This is a genomic window from Tropicimonas sp. IMCC6043 (genome assembly GCF_004146235.1).
GTDB lineage: Bacteria > Pseudomonadota > Alphaproteobacteria > Rhodobacterales > Rhodobacteraceae > Tropicimonas.
The window spans coordinates 1-17,796 of sequence record NZ_SELO01000057.1 but is presented as its reverse complement, the minus strand read 5'-3'; the positions used below and the strand labels follow the sequence as shown (position 1 = coordinate 17,796).

Here is a 17,796-nt window from a genome sequence, read left to right as displayed (position 1 = left end):
CGCCGCTCGAACCTACGAACCGCTTTGGCAGGTCGTCGGACACGTCTGCAACCTCTTCACTGAAGAAGAATGCTACAACTTCTTCAAGGCCGCAGGCTATGAAACCGAATAGATTGGGATCGCTCTAAACATGATCGAGGGGCAGTTCGTCACGCCGGCGCTGGTGGGCCGCAGCCTGGCGATCAACCCGCTTCTGGTCTTTGTGACGCTGACCGGCTGGCTTTGGATCTGGGGGCCCGTCGGCGGGGTGGTCGCGCTTCCGCTGCTGATCTGGGTGCTGGCGATGACCGGCTGGAAGGCAGGGTGGAGCCTCGAGGAAACGCCCCCGCCGCTGGTCTCTGCCGAAGTTCAGGAGACGGATTGACCCTGGGTCAAACCGTCTCCGCTACAGCGTCCTCGGCGCTGGCGGTGTCTTCTGCCGTGAACGGCGCACTTTCGAAAACGACGCTCAGCGTGTAGCTGTCCTCACCTTCCTCGATCGTCTCCTCCGCCTCCAACTGGCGCGCAAAGGCGCGGATCAGCTGGCTTCCGAGGCCGGTTCCGTCGGCTGAAGCCTCTGTCGACGTGTCGCCGCTGTGCCGCTCCGGGTCCAGCGAACTGACGATCGCTAGCCGCACCTGGTCCGATCCGAGATCAGTCAGTTCGACGCGGAGCCAGCGCTCGCCCGAGCCGTCGGGGCCCAGATATTTCAGCGCGTTGGTCGCGGCCTCGACCGAGAGCAACGCCGCCGGCACGGCCTGGTCGGGATAGAGCGTCACCGGATCAAGCCGAAGTTCGAGCCGCGGCCGCTCGCTGCTCGAATCTACAAGGTCGACCAGCGGAAGAATGACGTCGCGCAGCAGGTCGTCGGCACGCACCCGGCCGAGATTCTCGGCCTGATACAGACGGCGGTGCACCGTGGCCATCGAACTGACGCGGCGGTTCACCCGCTGCAACGCGGCCGCCGTCGCCGGGTCGGCGGTGCGGCGCACCTGCATGGAGACAATGGACGAGATCAACTGGAGGTTGTTCTTCACGCGATGGTGGACCTCCTTCAATAGCACGTCCTTGTCGTGCATCGCGTCCATCAGTTCGGCCTCGTCCTGCACCAGCCGCTCGGCCAGCGCGCCGAACTCGCGCTCGATCACCTCGAGTTCGTTGGGCAGCCGTCCCTCGGGCGGTGGCACCGGCAGTTCGCGGTTGCGCGCGAAGCGGCGCAGCTGAACCGCAATCACCCGGACATGCCGCACAAGCAGCCACTCGACCGCCATCATCACCATGACGAGGCTGGCGACCCACATGACGATGGGGAAGAGTGCCGGCGAGTGCAGGAGGTCCAGCAACGGACTCTCAGACGTAGCCCGCGTCGGCAGCCAGGCGCCGACCGCGTAAACCGCCCCCTCGGCGATCGGCACGACGGAATAGACCCGGCGCATTCCGTAGCCGTTCAGGGCAGTAAAGCGGTGGGCGCCTTCGGTCAGAAGCGCCTGGCTCAGCCGGTCGCCGGGGAGACGCATCGCCGCTGTCTCCGGATCGCCCGAAGCCGTCAGGATCTCGCCCGCGGCGTTGATCGTGAAGAGGTCCATGGCCCGCCCGGCGATGATCTCGGAATAGGGGTTCTCGAGCTGGACATGCGGGATCGAGACCGTGACATAGCCTTCGGGAACGCTGTCCGCGTCGCCGCCGACCGGCAGGCTTGCAACCAGCACCGGCTGACCCGAAATCGGTCCGGTCCGGTCAAGCAGAACGGTCCGCGTGCGCGTGGCAACGAGTTCGCGAAAGCCCGCCCTATCGGAAACATCCACCGGACGGCCGAACGATGAACAGGTCACCTGTCCCGAAACAGGGACGTAGCCGGCAAAGCTGAAGCGGTCGCCGGCGCCTTCGAGGAAGCCGCCGAAGACGTCGGCACAGCGCGCCGGGTCGTCGCGGAACGTCGGCAAGACCGCGGCCATAGCCGCCGCCCCGCCGAGCGCCGCCTCGATCGTCTCGCGCTCCTTGCGGGCGACTTCGCCTGTCAGCGAGATCAAGTTCAGCGCGTTGACTTCCGTGAGCTTCTTCTGGAGCTCGGCCGTCTGCCATACGGCGATGACGCCGAGTGGCAGCATGACCAATGAAAGAAGACCGGCAAGCCGGAGCGAAAGGCCGCGACGAAACGGCAGCCGCGCCTCGCCCGGAAGCTGCAGCCGCCAGGAGCGCATCAGGCCGCCGAGCTTCCGTTGGCCGTCACGACCCCGTGCGTCACCGCATCGGTCATTTCGATTGGCCCGTCGCCGTCCAGATGCAACGCCACGGCCAGCGCCTCGCGGCCGCGGTTGAGCCGGGACTTGACCGTGCCCACCTTCACGCCGCACATCTGGGCGGCCTCCTCATAGGAATACTGCAGCGCACCCACCAGCGTCAGAACTTCGCGCTGCTCGGGCGGCAACCGGTCGAAGGCAGCCCTGAAGTCGGCAAGCTGCAGGCGGCCGTCATGAGCCGGTTTTTCGGCGAGTTGGCCGGCAAGGACGCCGTCTGCATCCTCTGCCTCGCGCGCCGCCTTGCGGCGGTCCGAGTAGAACGTGTTGCGAAGGATCGTGAAGAGCCATGCCCGCATGTTCGAGCCTTCCTCGAAACCGTCCATCTTCGTCCAGGCCTTCAGAACCGTATCCTGCACGAGGTCTTCGGCTGCCGCGGAATTGCGCGTAAGACTCATCGCGAAGGCGCGAAGCACCTTCATGTGACCGATCAGTTCGGCCTTGGCATCCTCTCTCCTCACGCGGGCTCACCATCCGTTCCGGCGTCGTCCGAAAGGCCTTTACCGGGCGCGGGCACCTCGTCCAACCGCTCGAGCAGCTTGAGAAGCCTGTCAGGAAGCTCCGTCTGCGCATCTTCGTCGAATATCCGACGCAGATTGTCATCTATCTGTGTCTGAAGCGTTTTTTCCGTCGGGCTCATTGCCGGCCATTCCCTCCTGGCGCTATGGTCGAAGTAAGATCCTTTTACACATCTTGGAACAAACGCGAGCGTCGCGCGTTTGTTCCACGAAAAAACTGCCTTTTGGGAGAAGAAATGTCCAATCCGACCCGACCCGCCACGATGTCTGATCTCATCGGCCCGAATCTGCCATATCTTCGTCGCTACGCGCGCGCGCTCACAGGGAGCCAGGACAGCGGCGACGCCCATGCTGCCGCGACGCTGGAGGCAATCCTCGCCGATCCGTCGGCATTCGATCAGGGGATCTCCGCCAAGGCGGCCCTCTTCCGCGTCTTTCACTCGATATGGACGAGTGTCGGCGCGCCGGTCGCCGAACCCGATGAGGGCAACCGGGGACGGCAGGCGCTCGCGCATCTTACGCCCAACACCCGCGAGGCATTGCTGCTGAACTCCGTCGAGGGGTTCACGGCCGAGGAGATCGGCGCGATCATGCAAGTTCCCGACGACGAAGCCACGGCGCTCATAGACCTGGCGCGCGCCGAGATGCAGGATGCCGTGAAGGGCCGCATCCTGATCATCGAAGACGAGGCGATCATTGCGATGGATCTCGAGAGCATCTGTACGACGATGGGACATGACGTGACCGGCATCGCCCGCACCCGGGATGCGGCGGTCAAGATGGCGTTGCGCGAGCGACCGGACCTGATCCTCGCCGACATCCAGCTTGCCGACAATTCCAGCGGCATCGACGCGGTCAACGCGATCCTGCCCGAACACGACGTGCCGGTGATCTTCATCACCGCATTTCCCGAGCGGTTGCTGACGGGAGAACGCCCCGAACCCGCCTTCATGATCGCCAAGCCCTACCAGCCCGAGCAGGTGGTCAGCGCGGTCAGCCAGGCGATGTTCTTCGCCTCGACGGAGACGCTCGGAGCCTGATGCCGAGGTGGCAGCGCACAAATTCATGGTCTAGGATTGTGTCGGGCAGTGTCGCGTTCCGACAGGTCCGATTATGTTCAGGAGATTGCGGCCCATGTCCTTTCGAAAGTCGCAGGTGGCGGTGATTGTCGTTAACTACGGCACGGCTGAGCTGGCGCTTGACGCCGTCGGCAGCGTCATCAGCCACGATCACGCGGGCTATGTCGTTGAGATCCACCTCGTCGACAATGCTTCCCCGGGCGACGACGCGGCAGTTCTGGCTACTGCCATCGCTGAGCGTGGCTGGAAGGACCGCGTGCGATTCTTCCCGCAAACAGAGAACCACGGATTCGGCCGCGGCAACAACCTAGTTTTGAGAACCCTTGCGGCACGAAGGAGGCCGCCCGACAAGGTTTTCTTGCTCAACCCCGACGCGCGACTCGACAATGAGGCCATCGCAATTCTCGCACGCTTTCTTGACGCGAATCCTGAAGTGGGCGCCGCCGGGCCGCGAATATCCAAGCCGGGCAACCAACCCGTCTCAGCGGCATTTCGGTTCCCGAGCCTTGCCAGCGAATTTGACCGAAGCCTCGGCTTCGGGCCAGTCAGCCGCTTGCTAAAAAATGCCAGTGTCGCCTTTCCTCCGGAGCAACCTGCCGGACAGGTTGACTGGGTCTCAGGTGCAGCAGTCATGTTTCGCTTTGAGGCGATCCGCGGGATGGATTTTTTTGACCCTGCATATTTTCTTTACTACGAAGAGCTCGACCTGATGTGGCGCCTTAAAAGGGCGGGCTGGACCTGTTGGCATCTCCCAGAGGCCCGTATCGTCCATGCCGAAGGCACCGCCACCGGGGTGCGCAGCCATGACATCGAGCGCAGTCGACGCCCGACCTACTGGTATGATTCACGCCGAATCTTCTCTCGCAAGGTCTGGGGCCGTGCCCGGGGCAGCCTCGTTGCCGGAGCAGTGATGTTCGGCGCCGCTGCGCACCTAGTGATAAGCGCGCTGCGCAGGCGAACGCCGGGCCTTCCGCTACATTTCTTATCGGACTACTGGGAGGGCGTGTTCCGGCCCTTGTTGACCGGGCGGGATCCAGCGCGATGAACGACGCGGAGCGCTTGGTTTGTGCGATCGCAATCGGACGAAACGAGGGAGCAAGGCTAGTGCTTTGCCTGAACTCGCTGAAGCCTAGGGTCACACGGATGATCTACGTGGATTCTGGCTCGACGGACGGGTCTGTGGAGGCTGCGCGGGCCATCGGCGCAGAGGTAGTGGAACTGGACATGGTAAGTCCTTTCACCGCTGCACGTGCTCGAAACGCTGGCTTCGAGCGCCTGCGAGCGCTTGGCCTTCCGGAATTCGTGCAGTTCATCGATGGGGATTGCGAGATTAATCCCGGGTGGATCGAGGCCGCTCTTGCGGTGATGGAAGCCAACCAGAAGCTTGGTGTGGTTTGTGGGCGCCTGAGTGAGCGCTTCCCCGACGCCTCGATCTACAACCGGCTCGCGGATGCGGAATGGGACGCGCCCGTGGGGCCTGTCCGGGCGTGCGGCGGGATAGCGCTCTACCGCACGGTCGCCTTCGTCGGAGCTGGCGGCTTCAATTCGAGGCTGATCGCCGGCGAAGAGCCCGAACTCTGCCTTCGCATCGCGCGAGAAGGATGGGGCATCGAACGGCTTGCCGCAGACATGGCTTGGCACGATGTGAACATGAACCGCTTCGGCCAATGGTGGCAACGCTCGCGCCGTGCCGGTTTCGCCTTTGCCGAGGGGGCGGCGATGTATGGCGCCGCGCCCGAGCGCTACCGGCGCACCGAGATCCGCCGGATCCTGATCTGGGCCGCGGCGATCCCGCTGGCGATCCTGCTCGCCGCGTTTCTCGCAGGTCCCTGGGCCTTTCTGGGGGTGCTGCTCTATCCGCTTCAGGTTTTGCGTCTGGCGCGCTCCGTGGGGTGGGAACGCGCGTTTTTCCTGACGCTTGGAAAGTTTGCGGAGTTCCAAGGAGTTACGGCCTACTGGCGCAGGCGGATGACCGGCGGGCGGCAGGAACTCATCGAATACAAGTAAAACGAATGACCCGCCGCCGATACCGGCGACGGGTCGTCGTCTGCACGCCCTGGGAGACGGGCGCGCATCCGGGGAGGATCAGAAGAAGCCGAGCTTGTTGGGGTTGTAGCTGACCAGCATGTTCTTGGTCTGCTGGTAGTGGTCGAGCATCATCTTGTGGGTCTCGCGCCCGATGCCCGACTGCTTGTAGCCGCCGAAGGCCGCGTGCGCGGGGTAGGCGTGGTAGTTGTTGACCCAGACGCGCCCGGCCTGGATGTGCCGGCCGAATCGGTAGCAGGTGTTGATATCGCGGGACCAGACACCGGCCCCGAGGCCGTACATCGTGTCATTGGCGATATGCAGCGCCTCTTCCTCGTCCTTGAAGGTCGTGACCGAGACGACGGGGCCGAAGATTTCCTCCTGGAAGACCCGCATGGAGTTCTTGCCCTTGAGGATCGTCGGTTGGATGTAGAAGCCGCTTTCCAACTCGCCACCCAGATGCGCGGCATCGCCGCCCACAAGCACCTCGGCGCCTTCCTCGCGGCCGATAGTGAAGTAGGAGAGGATCTTGTCCTGCTGCTCGGCGCTCGCCTGGGCCCCGACCATCGTCGCCATGTCGCGCGGGTCGCCCTGCTTGATCGCCTTCACCCGGGCAATCGCCTTCTCGATGAACGCGTCGTAGATATCCTCCTGGATCAGCGCCCGGCTCGGGCAGGTGCAGACCTCGCCCTGGTTGAAGGCGAAGAGCACGAAGCCCTCGACCGCCTTGTCGAGGAAGGCGTCGTCCTCACGCATCACGTCCGAGAAGAAGATGTTGGGTGACTTGCCGCCAAGTTCCAGCGTCACCGGGATCAAGTTCTCGGTGGCGTATTGCATGATCATCCGCCCGGTCTGGGTCGAGCCAGTGAAGGCGATCTTGGCGATGCGCGGGCTCTTCGCGAGCGGCGCGCCGACCTCGGCGCCGAAGCCGTTGACGACGTTCAGCACACCCGCGGGCAGCAGGTCGGCGATGAGTTCGACCAGCACCATGATCGCCGCCGGCGTCTGCTCGGCGGGCTTCAGCACGATGCAATTGCCGGCAGCAAGAGCGGGCGCCAGTTTCCAGGCCGCCATCAGGATCGAGAAGTTCCAAGGGATGATCTGGCCAACCACGCCCAGCGGTTCGTGGTAGTGATAGGCGACGGTGTCGGCGTCGATCTCCGACATCGAACCTTCCTGGCCGCGCAGAACGCCGGCGAAATAGCGGAAATGGTCGATCGAGAGCGGGATGTCGGCCGCGGTCGTCTCGCGGATCGGCTTGCCGTTGTCCCAGGTTTCGGCACTGGCCAGAAGATCGAGATTCTCTTCGAGCCGATCGGCAACCTTCAGCAGGATGTTGGAGCGCTCGGCGGCCGAGGTCGTGCCCCAGGCTTCGCGCGCGGCATGGGCGGCGTCCAAAGCCAGCTCGACATCGGCCCCGTCCGAGCGTGCGCATTCGCAGATCTTCGCACCGGTGATTGGCGTGGTGTTGTCGAAATAGCGCCCGTTCACCGGTGGCGTGAACTTGCCGCCGATGAAATTGTCGTAGCGGGCCTTGAAGGGCGAGACATAGGTGCCGGAGTCCGGCCGGGTCATTTCGTTCATGGGATGTCCTCCTGTTGCTCCGGGACCTCCTTCCCGGAGTGCAACAAGCAAGCCTGACGCGCGTCGCGCCGTCATCCCGGGGGGCGGCGGCTTGCACCGCCTCCTGTCTCAGGAGTGAGACAGTCGGGCTCAGATTTCGCCGAGACCAAGCCGTTTCATTCGGCGATAGAGGGTGGCGCGGCCGATTCCGAGCTGGCGCGCGGCCTGGCTGACATTGCCGTCGGCGCGGGCGAGGGCGCGAATCACCGCCGCCCGCTCGGCGCGTTCGAACCCGGTCGGCCCGTCCTCGCGGCCGAGAATGTCGACCGCCGGGCGCGGGGCGATGGTCCCGTCCCCGAGTCCGAAGGCTCGGCGTGCCTCGCGGGTGGCGCCGACGACGAGATCGTGGCCATCCACGGCCAGCAGCGCGGCCGTCTCCGGCGCGTCGCTCTCGGCAACAAGGATCCTGTGCCCCGCGAAGGCAGCGCGGAAATTGGCCTCTTCGATGGCGCGCGCGGTCTGGGCGACCTGCGCGGCGATCAGTCGGTTGAACCCCTCGGTGTGGTCTGCGCGCGCCGAAGAAACGTCGATCGCGGCGAGGATCTCGCCATTGCTGCCGTAAATCGGCGAGTCGATGCAGCTCATCGCGGTATTGCGGGCAAAGAAATGCTCGTCGCGGTGGATGATCAGCCGGCGCTGCTCGGCAAGGCAGGTGCCGATGCCGTTGGTGCCCTCGGCCGCCTCGCTCCAATCCGCACCGAGTGCAAGGCCCCAGTCCTCGAAGGTCTGCGCGTCGGCGTCCGAAACGCGCTGGTCGAGGATGATGCCGTCGAGATCGGTTAGCAACACCGCGCAGCCCGACTGGCCCACAAGCGTGAAGAGCTGGTCGATCCGCGGCGCGGCGATGGTCAGGAACAGGTCCAGCGCGTCGCGGCGCCGCCGAAGGTCGGCGGCCTCGACCCGGTCGGGCGCGCGCCTCTCGGCCGGGTCGAGCCCGTGCCGGTGCGCCGATCGGCGCCAGCTCGCCGCAAGCCGGGAACGCGCGGCGGCGCTCGGCGAATCCGCCGCTTCGAGCACTTTCTCGACATGACCGTAAGACTGCATTCCCCCGCGCTCCCACTTCCCCTTGGGAAAGCTTCTTGTAGATTGTTCGCGGGGAGCCGGCAATCTTGTGCCTCTTCGCACGGTTTGCACGCCCCGATTGGGGGCGTGCGGACAACCCCAGGTCGGGCGAGGCCGGTGGACTCGGCCGCCGGAGCGGTGGGAGTCAGAGAGCCCCGCTGCTCAGCGTGGTTGCGATCTCGTGGATCGACGGGCCGATCAGGATGATGAGGAGCGGCGGCACCGTGAACATCATCGTGCCGAGCGTCAGCTTGGTCGGCAGCACGTTGGCCTTTTCTTCGGCCCGCATGACACGCTTGTCGCGCATCTCAGAAGCGTAGACCCGGAGGGCCTCGGCGATCGAGGTGCCGAAGCTTGCCGACTGGATCAGCACGGTGACGAAGGAGGCGACATCCGGAACGCCGCAGCGCTCTGCCATATCCTTGAGAACCTGCACCTTCTCCTTGCCGGCCTTCATCTCGTGGGCGACGATTTCATATTCGTCGGCGAGCGCCGGGAAGCCTGCGCGCAACTCCTTGCTGACGCGGATGATCGACTGTTCGAGCGACTGGCCGGCCTCGACGCAGACCAGCATCATGTCGAGCGAATCCGGGAAACCGTTGGTGATCTCCTGCTGGCGCGTCTGCAGCCGGCGGTTCACCCAGTATTTTGGGATGTAGTAGCCCACAGCGCCTGGAATGATGATCGACAGGATCATCTGCTGGGTCGTGACCTCGCCGGTGGCCGAGGTCACGATGGCATAGAGGATGCCGAGCATCAGGAAGCCGATGCCGAGAATGAACTGCGCCGCGTGGAATGTGCGCACGGCCGATTTGGAACGGTAACCCGCCTGCAGCATCGTGAGCCGGGCAGTCGACATTTCCTCCTCGTCCTGCGGTTCGAGGAAGTCAGCGAACTTGTCGAGCTTGGCACTGCCGCCGCCATGGCGCAGCGCCTTCTTCTCGCCCTTGCCGTTGGCGCTGAAACCACCAGAGCGATTCTGGGTCTTGAGCTTGTCGAGCGGGTCGGCCCGACGGGCGAGAAAGACGGGGAGGGTGAGAGCGACGAGCAGCGTGCCGAGCACACCGACGGCATAGAGCGGACCGAGTTCGCCGAATTTGGCAACCAGCCAGTCGTTGATCTGGATGAGGATTTCCATTTCGGGTTCAGACCTTGATGTTGACCATGATCTTCATGAAGATCATGTTGACCAGGAGGAAGACGCCGACGACCAGGCAGGCGGGAATGAAGGCAGCCGTGTCCTTGACGTCGTCGTAATAGTGCGGGTCGGCCACGTTGATGCCGATCAGCGCGATGATCGGGAAGAACGACAGGAACATCCCCGACCATTTCGCCTCCGCCGTGATCGCCTTGACCCGCCGGAACAGTTTGAAACGGGCGCGGATGACCTTGGCAAGACCGTCGAGGATCTCCGCCAGGTTGCCGCCCGATTGCTGCTGGATGGTGACGGCGACGGCGAGGAAACGCAGGTCCTGCATGTCCATCCGCTCCGCCAGTGCCTTGAGGCTCTCGGACATGTCGCGGCCATAGGCGGCCTCGTCGGCGATGACGCCGAATTCGGAGCCGAGCGGGTCGGCAACTTCGCGAGCGACGATATTGACCGCCGAGGAGAACGGGTGCCCGACGCGCAGCGAGCGGACCATCAGTTCCACGGCATCCGGCAGCTGCTCCTCGATCAGCGAGAGGCGCTTCTTCGCCTTGTTGTTTACCCACATGTAGACGCCGCCCACACCCATGCCAACCGCCACCACGATCCGCACGGCCATGCCGGCATCGGTGCCGAGCGTCAGCGCGACGAAGGCCACGCCGCCGAGCACGATCATCACCATGACGAGCTGGCGCGGTGTGAAGGCGATATTGGCCTTCTGCGCCTTGTCGGCGAGGATCGAGTAGAGCGGGATGCCGCGGGAGTTCATGTGCTGCGTCATCTCCTTGCGGAGCTGTTCCAGCACTTCCTCGCGTGCACCGCCCTTCTCGAGCAGTTCCAGGCGTCGGTTGACCTTGCTGTTGAGGCTGATCGACTTGCCGAAAGCGGTGAGATAGATGCCTTCAACCAGCAACACCACGGCCGCGAAGATCAGCAGATAGATGATCGGTTCAATGGAAATCGTCATCGCGTCACTCCGTGATGGGTTCGTAGATGGCGGCCGGCAAGTCGTAGCCCCATTGCTTGAAGCGGTCCGAATAATAGGACCGCACGCCGGTAGCGTTGAAGCGGCCGATGATCTTTCCGTCGGGCGCGAGGCCCAGCCGCTCGTAGCGGAAGACCTCCTGCATCGAGATGACCTCGCCCTCCATGCCGGTGATCTCGGTGACCGAGACCATGCGGCGCGAACCGTCCTGCAGGCGCGAGGCCTGGACGATGAGGTTGACCGCGCTCGCGATCTGGGCCCGCACCGCCTTGAGCGGCATCTCGATGCCGGCCATGGCGATCATGTTCTCGAGCCGGCTCACCGCGTCGCGGGCGGAGTTGGCGTGGATCGTGGTCATCGAGCCGTCATGGCCGGTGTTCATGGCCTGGAGCATGTCGATGACCTCCTCGCCGCGCGTCTCGCCAACGATGATGCGGTCGGGGCGCATCCGGAGCGCGTTCCTGAGGCAGTCCCGCTGGCTCACGCGGCCCTTGCCCTCCACGTTGGCCGGCCGGCTCTCCATCCGACCGACATGGGTCTGCTGGAGCTGGAGTTCCGCGGTGTCCTCGATGGTGAGGATACGCTCGGAGTTGTCGATGAAGGACGAGAGCGCGTTGAGAGTCGTCGTCTTGCCCGAACCGGTGCCGCCTGAGACGATGATGTTGAGGCGGGTCGAGACCGCAGCCTGGAGGTAGGCGGCCATCTCCTCGGTGAAGGCGCCGAACTTCACGAGTTCATCGACGCCGAGCTTGTCCTTCTTGAATTTCCGGATCGAGACCAGCGAGCCATCGACCGCGATCGGCGGCACCATGGCGTTGAAACGTGAACCATCGGCAAGGCGGGCGTCCACGTAAGGGTTCGATTCGTCGACGCGCCGTCCCACGGCGGAGACGATCTTGTCGATGATCCGGAGCAGGTGACGCTCGTCCTTGAAGGTGATCTCGGACATCGAGAGCTTGCCGTTGCGTTCGACAAAGATCTGGTGCGGGCCATTGACCAGGATGTCGTTGACGTCCTCGTCCTTCAGGAGCGGCTCAAGCGGGCCGAGGCCGGTCACCTCGTCGTAGAGCTCCTGGTGGAGGGCCTGCCGCTCCTCCTTGTTGAGGACGACCGACATCTCCTCGAGGCTCTCGGCGGCAATCGCGGCGATCTCGGCCTTGAGGTCCTGCTCGGTCGCAGTCTCGAGCGCAGCAAGGTTCAGGCTGTCGAGCAGTACCTTGTGTAGCTCGACCTTGATCTCGCTCAGGCGTTCCTTACGCTTCTTTTCCTTGTCCACGGGCACGGCGCGGGCCGGCACAGTGATGGGCTTGTCTGTCGTGGAGGGCTTCCGTGCAATACGCTCGGCCGCGGGCGCCGCTGTCGCAGTCGCGGCGCTTCGCACGGCCTGCGGCTGTCCTGGGGCTGTCTTCTTGTAGCGTGAGAACATCTTGCGGTCCTTCGTTCAGAGGCTGGCCGGATCAGGCCCCTGCGGCTTCGTCCGAGATCAGGTCGTGCAGGGAGGCGGCGAGCTTGGCGATTTCCTTACGGAGCGGGTTCTTTGCGGTGTTCTGAGACAGCGGCAGGCCGTGGTCGCAGGATTGAGAAACCTGTTTCTGCCCGTCCGGCAGCAGCAACTCGATGTCGATATCGAGGCTTTCGGCCATGCGCTTGACGCGGGCCTTTCCCTGCAGGTCGGTGAAGCGCGGCGCGCGGTTGAGCGCGAATCGCAGCCGTTCGTGCGGCAGGTCTTCGCTCTTCAGCAACCGCACGAAGCGAAGCGCGTTCTGGGCCGAGCGCATGTCGAGCTCCATCAGGGCGAAATAGACATGCGCCTCGCTCAGCACGGTCTCGGTCCAGGCGACCAGCGTGGTCGGCATGTCGATCACCACCACGTCGAAATTCGCGCGGGCAAATTTCAGCAACGTGGTGACGTCTTCCGGCCCGATCAGGTCGAGAGGCAGCATGTCCGCCGGTGCGGTCAGCACATGCACGCGATCTTCGAAGACCTGCAGCGCCTGGTTGAAGCTGTCGTGATCCATCGTGGCCGTGTCGGACAAGAGCTCGTAGACGAATTCCTTGCGCGGCAGGTCGAGATAGGTCGACGTCGATCCCATCTGCAGATCGAGGTCGAGAATGCAAACGCGCGGGCCGTCTTTCTTCTGCTTGGTGGCGATCTCCCAGGCGAGGTTGACCGCGAATGTCGTGGCGCCGACGCCGCCGGCGAGGCCGTGCACGGCGAGAATCACCCCGTCATGGCCGCCGCCCGCACCCGCCTGTGGCGTCGCAGCGCTGGCGATGGCCGCGGGGGCCGCCGGTTCGGGCATACGGAGCCGCTCGATGGCATCGTGCAGCGCGCCCTCTGGCAACGGGTAGGGCAGGAATCCGTCCGCGCCGAGATTCAGCAACTGATGCAGGACGACAGGGCCGACATCCTGCGCAATCAGCAAGACCTTGATTCCCTTCTTGCGCGAGGCGTTGATCAGTTCCCCGATCAGGGAGACCTCTTCCTCGTCCTCGCTGTCGAGCGCGACCGCCAGGAATTCAAGGGCGGAAGCGTCCGGCTGCTCAAGGAATGCCATGGCATCCGTAAAGCCCAGATCGCCCCAGCTTTCGCCGAGTTCGGTTTCCATGTCCTCGATCAGGAGGTCGAAATTCTGGACGTCCCGGCTGACGGTGCAGGCCGCCACGGGGGCGGGCTCGGGTTGCAATGCGGCACTGGTGTTCATACGCCTGTTGTCCTTCTCAGATGACGAGGTCGGTTTGGTCGCAAATGGCGCCCCGGTCGAACTCGTCGCTCGTGCGTCGATGTCACCCGCACTACTCTTGTTCTGTGTTTGGCGGGCAATCCGGGCGAAAGTTTGTTCGGAATGGCGTGGCTATGCGGAAATTGGCGCCGGTTTCGTCCAATTGCAGTTTCTGTTTCCGTAGGCCGGATAGTCGACCAGTCTTCCAGAAAGACGAACGGCGCCCCGAAACGGGACGCCGCATGGTTGTGGAAGAAGCGGGATGACGTTTACTGCTGCTCTTCGAAATCCGTCGCCGCCACGGCTTCACCGGAGAGTTCGGTGGCCGAGAGGATCGTCTCGTTATACGCGAACTGGGCGTATTTGCCGTCCTGGATCCGTCCGGGGCAGCCCGAAGCAATCGGTTGGCCATACTTCGTGATATTGGCCGGTGTCAGCTTCCGACAGGTCATCGCAAGCTGATTCTGCATCGTGGCATTGCCGAAATCGCCTTGGTCCAGGAAGGCGCCGGCCTCCTCGTTCCAATAGGCGCAACCGCTGAGCGAGAGGCTCGTGGCGAGCGCGGCGAGGGCGAGAGTGGTGGTTTTCATCTTCCTCACTCCATCACGTAGCCGTAGGAGCCGGTGAAGTCCTGACGCGCGACTTCGCCGGCGCCGCCGGTCACCGGGCGGGTGGTCACGGCCGTGAGGCCGCGCATGAAGAGCTGGTTCTCGCTCGGCGGACGCACCCGGTCGGTCGGCAGCGCGAGCGCGTCACCACGGGTCGGCGTCACGAGATGGGCAGTGACGATGATCACGAGCTCCGACTGGCCGCGCTCGTAATCGGCGCTGCGGAACAGCGCACCGAGCACCGGCACGTCGCCGAGCCACGGCACCTGGGCGCTGAGGTCGCGGAAATCGTCCTGCAGGAGCCCGGCGATGGCGAAGCTCTCGCCGTCGCGCATCTCCACGGTGCTCTCGGTCTTCCGAGTCGCGAAGCCCGAGATCGAGAAGCCGGCATCGGTGATGCCGATCGAGGGGTCGATCTGGCTGACTTCTGCCGCGAGGTTGAGGTTGATATTGTCGCCAATGACCCGCGGCGTCATGTTGAGCACGATGCCGAAGGGCTTGAAGGTGACCGAGACGGAGCCGTCCTCGTCGCGGACCGGAACCGGGTATTCGCCGCCCGCCAGGAAGCTTGCCGACTGACCGGAAAGCGACGTGAGGTTGGGCTCGGCGAGGGTCCGGATGAAGCCCTTCGATTCCAGCGCCTCGATCAGCACCGCGAATTCAACGTCGCCCGCGCCGAAACCGATCTGGAAGGCACCCTGGGTTCCGTTCGAGACCGTGGTGCCGGTGCCGTTGTCGCCGTCGAAGAGGTTGCGGAGGTTGTCGCCGGAAAGATAGTTGCCGGTGCCGCCGTTGTAGCCGATGTCGCCGCCGTTCGCGATGCCGTTGATCGCCATCGAGAAACCGAGCGACTTCGAGACGGTGCGGCTCATCTCTGCGAAACGCACCTTCATCATCACCTGCTGCGTGCCGCCGACCATCATCAGGTTCGACACCCGGTCGGGTGCGTAGCGGTTTGCGAGATCAAGTGCGCGGTCGAGCGCCATGGCGCTCGACACGGTGCCCGAGAGCACGATGCCGTCATTGGCCGGCCGGACCTCGATCGCTTCGCCCGGGAGCACCTCGCGCAGCCGCTCCTTGAGTTCTCCGACATCGGCGGTGACCTGCACCTCGACATTGGTGATGAGCGAGCCGTCCGGGGCCAGCAGCGTCAGCGTCGTCCGGCCCGGCGCTTTGCCGAGCACATAAATCGACCGCTCAGAGAGGGTCGAGATATCGGCGATGCCGGGATTTGCGATAGAAAGCTCGGCGAAGGGAGCGTCACTCTCGACTACGACGGCCCGGTTCATGGGCACCTTGAGCGCTCGCTGAACTGTGCCACCGGTGACCCGGAGCGTCTCCGCCTGAGCGACGGTGAATGTGGATGTGCCGGCAATCGCGAGGCCCAGTAGACCCGCCCGCACAAGCGTCTTGACTGTCATGGTGACCCTGCCTCTCGATCACGAATGTTCGGCGGGTCTTTTTGCCCGCATCTTTATCCACACTGCATGCAATTGCGATTTATTGCAAGAATCAAGACGTTGGCGAGGGAACCTTATGTAGTGAACCCGCAACACTACCAGAGGTTGCGGGTTCGATTCGTTATAGCCGTTTGATTTGCAACCCGTTTCCGGGACGTCAGTTCGTCGGGCAGGGGATCTCCTGCTGGATCACGTCGGCGCCGCGGCGGATCTTCGTGGAGCAGACCTGCTCTTTTTCGACGATGATCGGGGCGCTTTCCTGGATTCCCAGAAGCGTGCGCTGATCGACTTGACTGACCTGGGCGACAGTGTCGTCCTCCGCGCCCACCAGCGACAGCGACAGCTTTCCGGTCGATTGCGCCTGGGTGAGCTTGGCGACCTGCTGCGGTGTGGCCTCGGCGGTCACGGTGCGCGCGATCACCGGCGCGGTGCGATCGGTATCAGCGATCTGGTCGACGGCGATGAGCTTGATGCTGGTTTCGATCAGCTTGGTGATCTCGCCGCGCCCATCGAGCGAACCGGTATTGCCGGTCCAGTAGACATCGACCCGGTCTCCCGGCCTCAGGAAGCCCGAGACGCCGGAGGAGACATCAACCCGGATCGCAAAGGCACGCATGCCCTTGCTAAGCCGCGAGGTCAGCCCGGCATCCTCACCCGGACGCGTCACCTTGTGCGCGAGCAGCGGCTCGAACTTGCGCATCGACGTGATCACGAAACGCTCGCGGCTGTTCTCCGGAAACAGCGAATCGCCCGGCTCGACGGAACCTTCGGCGAAGCCCGACGCGTCGCGCACGAAGACGCCCTCCGGCAGGCTATCCTTCTGCCAGCGCATCCACTTGACATCTTCCTTGCTGAGCACTTGTCCATAGGTCTTGTCCTTGGTGACGACGACGACGTCTACCATCGGCGGCGCCGCGGCCTGGGCGGCCAGCAACCTGTCGCGCTCGGCGCCCATCTCGGACATGTAGTTCTGCGCCATGTAGACGGCAAAGCCCGCGAGGCCGATGCCGGCGATCAGGACGAGTGCGAAGACGAATCGCATGGGGCATCCTTTCATTCATTCCTGACGGTGCACAAAGCTCGCACCGGACAAATCTGTTTCGATACTGGGAAGCGAATGCGGCGGGAGCGTGGCTGTGCAGTGGTCGCTCAGTGACAGTTACTCCGAAACCCGAAATGTGGGACGGAACCAACTTGGAAGGCCGGTCAGTCTCCGACCGGTCGCTCCGCGACGGTCGAGGCGAGCCTGTCTGACGCTGTGCCTGTTCCAACGGTGATCAGCGAGGTCACGCCCAGGGCGAGGGTTACAACGCCGGCCGTGAGAACGATCCAGTCGACGGTAACCGCGCCCGTCTCGTCGCGAAGAAAACTTTTTGCCGAAGGTGGCATACTCTTTACTCCATTGTGCAACGCGTGGTGCCGAGGCGTCCGTGACGTCGCCCGAGGCACAAGAAACAAGAACGATCTTCTGCAGTGCTGGCGGCGTTGGTCTGCAAAAAAATTGGTGGGCTTGGCAGTTTTGCACGTTGTCGAGGAAACATTCGGTTTCAGGAAATCTGGCGAGATATGAAAAGGCCGCGTCCTCGATGGACGCGGCCCGTTCTTCAGGAGCGCGTTCGGCTCAGAAGGTGGTCTTGATCTGCGAGACGGCGAGCTGGTTCGAGATGTCGCCGGACAGGTCTTCCACGCCACCGGAAACCACGGCGAGCGTTGCGATGCCAAGGCCGACGATGGCGGCGGTCAGCACGACCCAGTCAACGGTCACAGCACCGTCTTCGTCATTGCGGAAGGATTTGATCAGGTTGAAGAGTTTCATGTTGGTCTCCAGATGGACAGGTCAAGGTCTGCACGGGCCTAGGGGCTGATCGGGCTGGCCTCTTTCGGGCCCGAGCTCCTCTTTGGCGTGCTCCGATGAAGCCACCTGACTCAGGCAAGAATGGGGCGCGGACCGCTCGAAAAGTGGAAGTTTAACGGAATTTTGAGGACTTTTCGGGGTGTGCGTGAAAGAGGTGTCCGAAACCGACCCAGGCAGGGCGCTCGATCGTCGGACCAGAACGGCGGCGCCACGGCTGTGTTCTGACCGGCCACCGCCTTCGCGGGGAGTGCGTGTTTAAACAGGCGAGGACCGCGCCCGGTAGGCGCGGCCCTTGCATTCCGGCCTCCGCCGGACTGCGATCAGAAGGTGGTCTTGATCTGCGAGACGGCGAGCTGGTTCGAGATGTCGCCGGACAGGTCTTCCACGCCGCCGGAAATCACGGCGAGCGTTGCGATGCCGAGGCCGACGATGGCG

The 17,796-nt window shown here is 63.9% G+C and carries 18 protein-coding genes; 4 read left to right on the top strand and 14 right to left on the bottom strand.

The window, feature by feature from the left end; all coding sequences use genetic code 11:
• Positions 1–130 precede the first annotated feature (130 nt).
• Positions 131–364, top strand: a complete 234-nt coding sequence (locus tag EU800_RS23525) for an AI-2E family transporter (protein ID WP_242500762.1) — start codon at positions 131–133, stop codon at positions 362–364.
• A gap of 7 nt (positions 365–371) precedes the next feature.
• On the opposite strand, the gene EU800_RS23520 is transcribed toward EU800_RS23525, so the two are convergent.
• From EU800_RS23520 to EU800_RS23510, 3 genes are read right to left on the bottom strand one after another with little or no spacing between them, the layout of a single operon-like run.
• The gene (locus EU800_RS23520; RefSeq protein ID WP_129635937.1) at positions 372–2,180 is read right to left on the bottom strand and encodes a sensor histidine kinase; all 1,809 of its coding nucleotides are present in this window, start codon (positions 2,178–2,180) and stop codon (positions 372–374) included.
• Complete coding sequence (locus EU800_RS23515; RefSeq protein ID WP_129635936.1) at positions 2,180–2,737, bottom strand: RNA polymerase sigma factor; 558 nt, start codon at positions 2,735–2,737, stop codon at positions 2,180–2,182. The genes EU800_RS23520 and EU800_RS23515 overlap by 1 nt, the downstream gene beginning before the upstream one ends.
• The gene (locus tag EU800_RS23510) at positions 2,734–2,916 is read right to left on the bottom strand and encodes a NepR family anti-sigma factor (protein WP_129635935.1); all 183 of its coding nucleotides are present in this window, start codon (positions 2,914–2,916) and stop codon (positions 2,734–2,736) included. The genes EU800_RS23515 and EU800_RS23510 overlap by 4 nt, the downstream gene beginning before the upstream one ends.
• Positions 2,917–3,030: 114 nt before the next feature.
• Between EU800_RS23510 and EU800_RS23505 the strand changes: the two genes are divergently transcribed.
• The 3 genes from EU800_RS23505 (at position 3,031) to EU800_RS23495 (ending at position 5,880) form a co-directional block, all read left to right on the top strand.
• Entirely contained in the window at positions 3,031–3,834 is an 804-nt protein-coding gene (locus EU800_RS23505) for a response regulator (protein ID WP_129635934.1), read from the top strand.
• A gap of 94 nt (positions 3,835–3,928) precedes the next feature.
• Positions 3,929–4,918: a glycosyltransferase family 2 protein gene (locus EU800_RS23500; protein WP_165354818.1), complete on the top strand. Its 990-nt coding sequence runs from the start codon at positions 3,929–3,931 to the stop codon at positions 4,916–4,918.
• Positions 4,915–5,880, top strand: a complete 966-nt coding sequence (locus tag EU800_RS23495) for a glycosyltransferase (protein WP_129635932.1) — start codon at positions 4,915–4,917, stop codon at positions 5,878–5,880. Before EU800_RS23500 ends, EU800_RS23495 begins: the two co-directional genes overlap by 4 nt.
• A gap of 78 nt (positions 5,881–5,958) precedes the next feature.
• Here EU800_RS23495 and adh read toward each other — a convergent pair whose 3' ends face one another.
• From adh to EU800_RS23440, 11 genes are all read right to left on the bottom strand, one after another.
• Positions 5,959–7,482, bottom strand: a complete 1,524-nt coding sequence (gene adh, locus EU800_RS23490) for an aldehyde dehydrogenase (RefSeq protein ID WP_129635931.1) — start codon at positions 7,480–7,482, stop codon at positions 5,959–5,961.
• 129 nt (positions 7,483–7,611) lie between these two features.
• Positions 7,612–8,565: a helix-turn-helix domain-containing protein gene (locus tag EU800_RS23485; RefSeq protein WP_129635930.1), complete on the bottom strand. Its 954-nt coding sequence runs from the start codon at positions 8,563–8,565 to the stop codon at positions 7,612–7,614.
• Positions 8,566–8,728: 163 nt separating this feature from the next.
• Complete coding sequence (locus EU800_RS23480; RefSeq protein ID WP_129635929.1) at positions 8,729–9,721, bottom strand: type II secretion system F family protein; 993 nt, start codon at positions 9,719–9,721, stop codon at positions 8,729–8,731.
• 7 nt (positions 9,722–9,728) lie between these two features.
• Positions 9,729–10,697 (bottom strand): type II secretion system F family protein, encoded by a 969-nt coding sequence (locus EU800_RS23475; protein ID WP_129635928.1) that lies wholly within the window; start codon positions 10,695–10,697, stop codon positions 9,729–9,731.
• Between the two features lie 4 nt (positions 10,698–10,701).
• Entirely contained in the window at positions 10,702–12,141 is a 1,440-nt protein-coding gene (locus EU800_RS23470; RefSeq protein ID WP_129635927.1) for a CpaF family protein, read from the bottom strand.
• A gap of 31 nt (positions 12,142–12,172) precedes the next feature.
• The gene (locus EU800_RS23465) at positions 12,173–13,420 is read right to left on the bottom strand and encodes an AAA family ATPase (protein WP_129635926.1); all 1,248 of its coding nucleotides are present in this window, start codon (positions 13,418–13,420) and stop codon (positions 12,173–12,175) included.
• Between the two features lie 287 nt (positions 13,421–13,707).
• The gene (locus tag EU800_RS23460; protein ID WP_129635925.1) at positions 13,708–14,028 is read right to left on the bottom strand and encodes a hypothetical protein; all 321 of its coding nucleotides are present in this window, start codon (positions 14,026–14,028) and stop codon (positions 13,708–13,710) included.
• A 5-nt stretch (positions 14,029–14,033) separates the two neighbouring features.
• A complete protein-coding gene (locus EU800_RS23455; protein WP_129635924.1) occupies positions 14,034–15,467 on the bottom strand; it encodes a type II and III secretion system protein family protein in 1,434 nt (477 codons plus the stop codon).
• Positions 15,468–15,663: 196 nt separating this feature from the next.
• Positions 15,664–16,548, bottom strand: coding sequence for a Flp pilus assembly protein CpaB (cpaB, locus tag EU800_RS23450; RefSeq protein ID WP_129635923.1), 885 nt, complete (start codon positions 16,546–16,548; stop codon positions 15,664–15,666).
• A gap of 164 nt (positions 16,549–16,712) precedes the next feature.
• Entirely contained in the window at positions 16,713–16,895 is a 183-nt protein-coding gene (locus tag EU800_RS23445; RefSeq protein ID WP_129635922.1) for a hypothetical protein, read from the bottom strand.
• Positions 16,896–17,127: 232 nt separating this feature from the next.
• Positions 17,128–17,322, bottom strand: a complete 195-nt coding sequence (locus tag EU800_RS23440) for a Flp family type IVb pilin (protein WP_129635921.1) — start codon at positions 17,320–17,322, stop codon at positions 17,128–17,130.
• Positions 17,323–17,796 lie beyond the last annotated feature (474 nt).

Bases quoted from the DNA above. Each gene is read 5' to 3' on its own strand.
- EU800_RS23525 (WP_242500762.1), top strand. From the start codon at position 131: ATGATCGAGGGGCAGTTCGTCACGCCGGCGCTGGTGGGCCGCAGCCTG.
- EU800_RS23520 (WP_129635937.1), bottom strand. From the start codon at position 2,180: ATGCGCTCCTGGCGGCTGCAGCTTCCGGGCGAGGCGCGGCTGCCGTTT.
- EU800_RS23510 (WP_129635935.1), bottom strand. From the start codon at position 2,916: ATGAGCCCGACGGAAAAAACGCTTCAGACACAGATAGATGACAATCTG.
- EU800_RS23505 (WP_129635934.1), top strand. From the start codon at position 3,031: ATGTCCAATCCGACCCGACCCGCCACGATGTCTGATCTCATCGGCCCG.
- EU800_RS23500 (WP_165354818.1), top strand. From the start codon at position 3,929: ATGTCCTTTCGAAAGTCGCAGGTGGCGGTGATTGTCGTTAACTACGGC.
- EU800_RS23495 (WP_129635932.1), top strand. From the start codon at position 4,915: ATGAACGACGCGGAGCGCTTGGTTTGTGCGATCGCAATCGGACGAAAC.
- adh (WP_129635931.1), bottom strand. From the start codon at position 7,482: ATGAACGAAATGACCCGGCCGGACTCCGGCACCTATGTCTCGCCCTTC.
- EU800_RS23485 (WP_129635930.1), bottom strand. From the start codon at position 8,565: ATGCAGTCTTACGGTCATGTCGAGAAAGTGCTCGAAGCGGCGGATTCG.
- EU800_RS23480 (WP_129635929.1), bottom strand. From the start codon at position 9,721: ATGGAAATCCTCATCCAGATCAACGACTGGCTGGTTGCCAAATTCGGC.
- EU800_RS23475 (WP_129635928.1), bottom strand. From the start codon at position 10,697: ATGACGATTTCCATTGAACCGATCATCTATCTGCTGATCTTCGCGGCC.
- EU800_RS23470 (WP_129635927.1), bottom strand. From the start codon at position 12,141: ATGTTCTCACGCTACAAGAAGACAGCCCCAGGACAGCCGCAGGCCGTG.
- EU800_RS23465 (WP_129635926.1), bottom strand. From the start codon at position 13,420: ATGAACACCAGTGCCGCATTGCAACCCGAGCCCGCCCCCGTGGCGGCC.
- EU800_RS23460 (WP_129635925.1), bottom strand. From the start codon at position 14,028: ATGAAAACCACCACTCTCGCCCTCGCCGCGCTCGCCACGAGCCTCTCG.
- EU800_RS23455 (WP_129635924.1), bottom strand. From the start codon at position 15,467: ATGACAGTCAAGACGCTTGTGCGGGCGGGTCTACTGGGCCTCGCGATT.
- cpaB (WP_129635923.1), bottom strand. From the start codon at position 16,548: ATGCGATTCGTCTTCGCACTCGTCCTGATCGCCGGCATCGGCCTCGCG.
- EU800_RS23445 (WP_129635922.1), bottom strand. From the start codon at position 16,895: ATGCCACCTTCGGCAAAAAGTTTTCTTCGCGACGAGACGGGCGCGGTT.
- EU800_RS23440 (WP_129635921.1), bottom strand. From the start codon at position 17,322: ATGAAACTCTTCAACCTGATCAAATCCTTCCGCAATGACGAAGACGGT.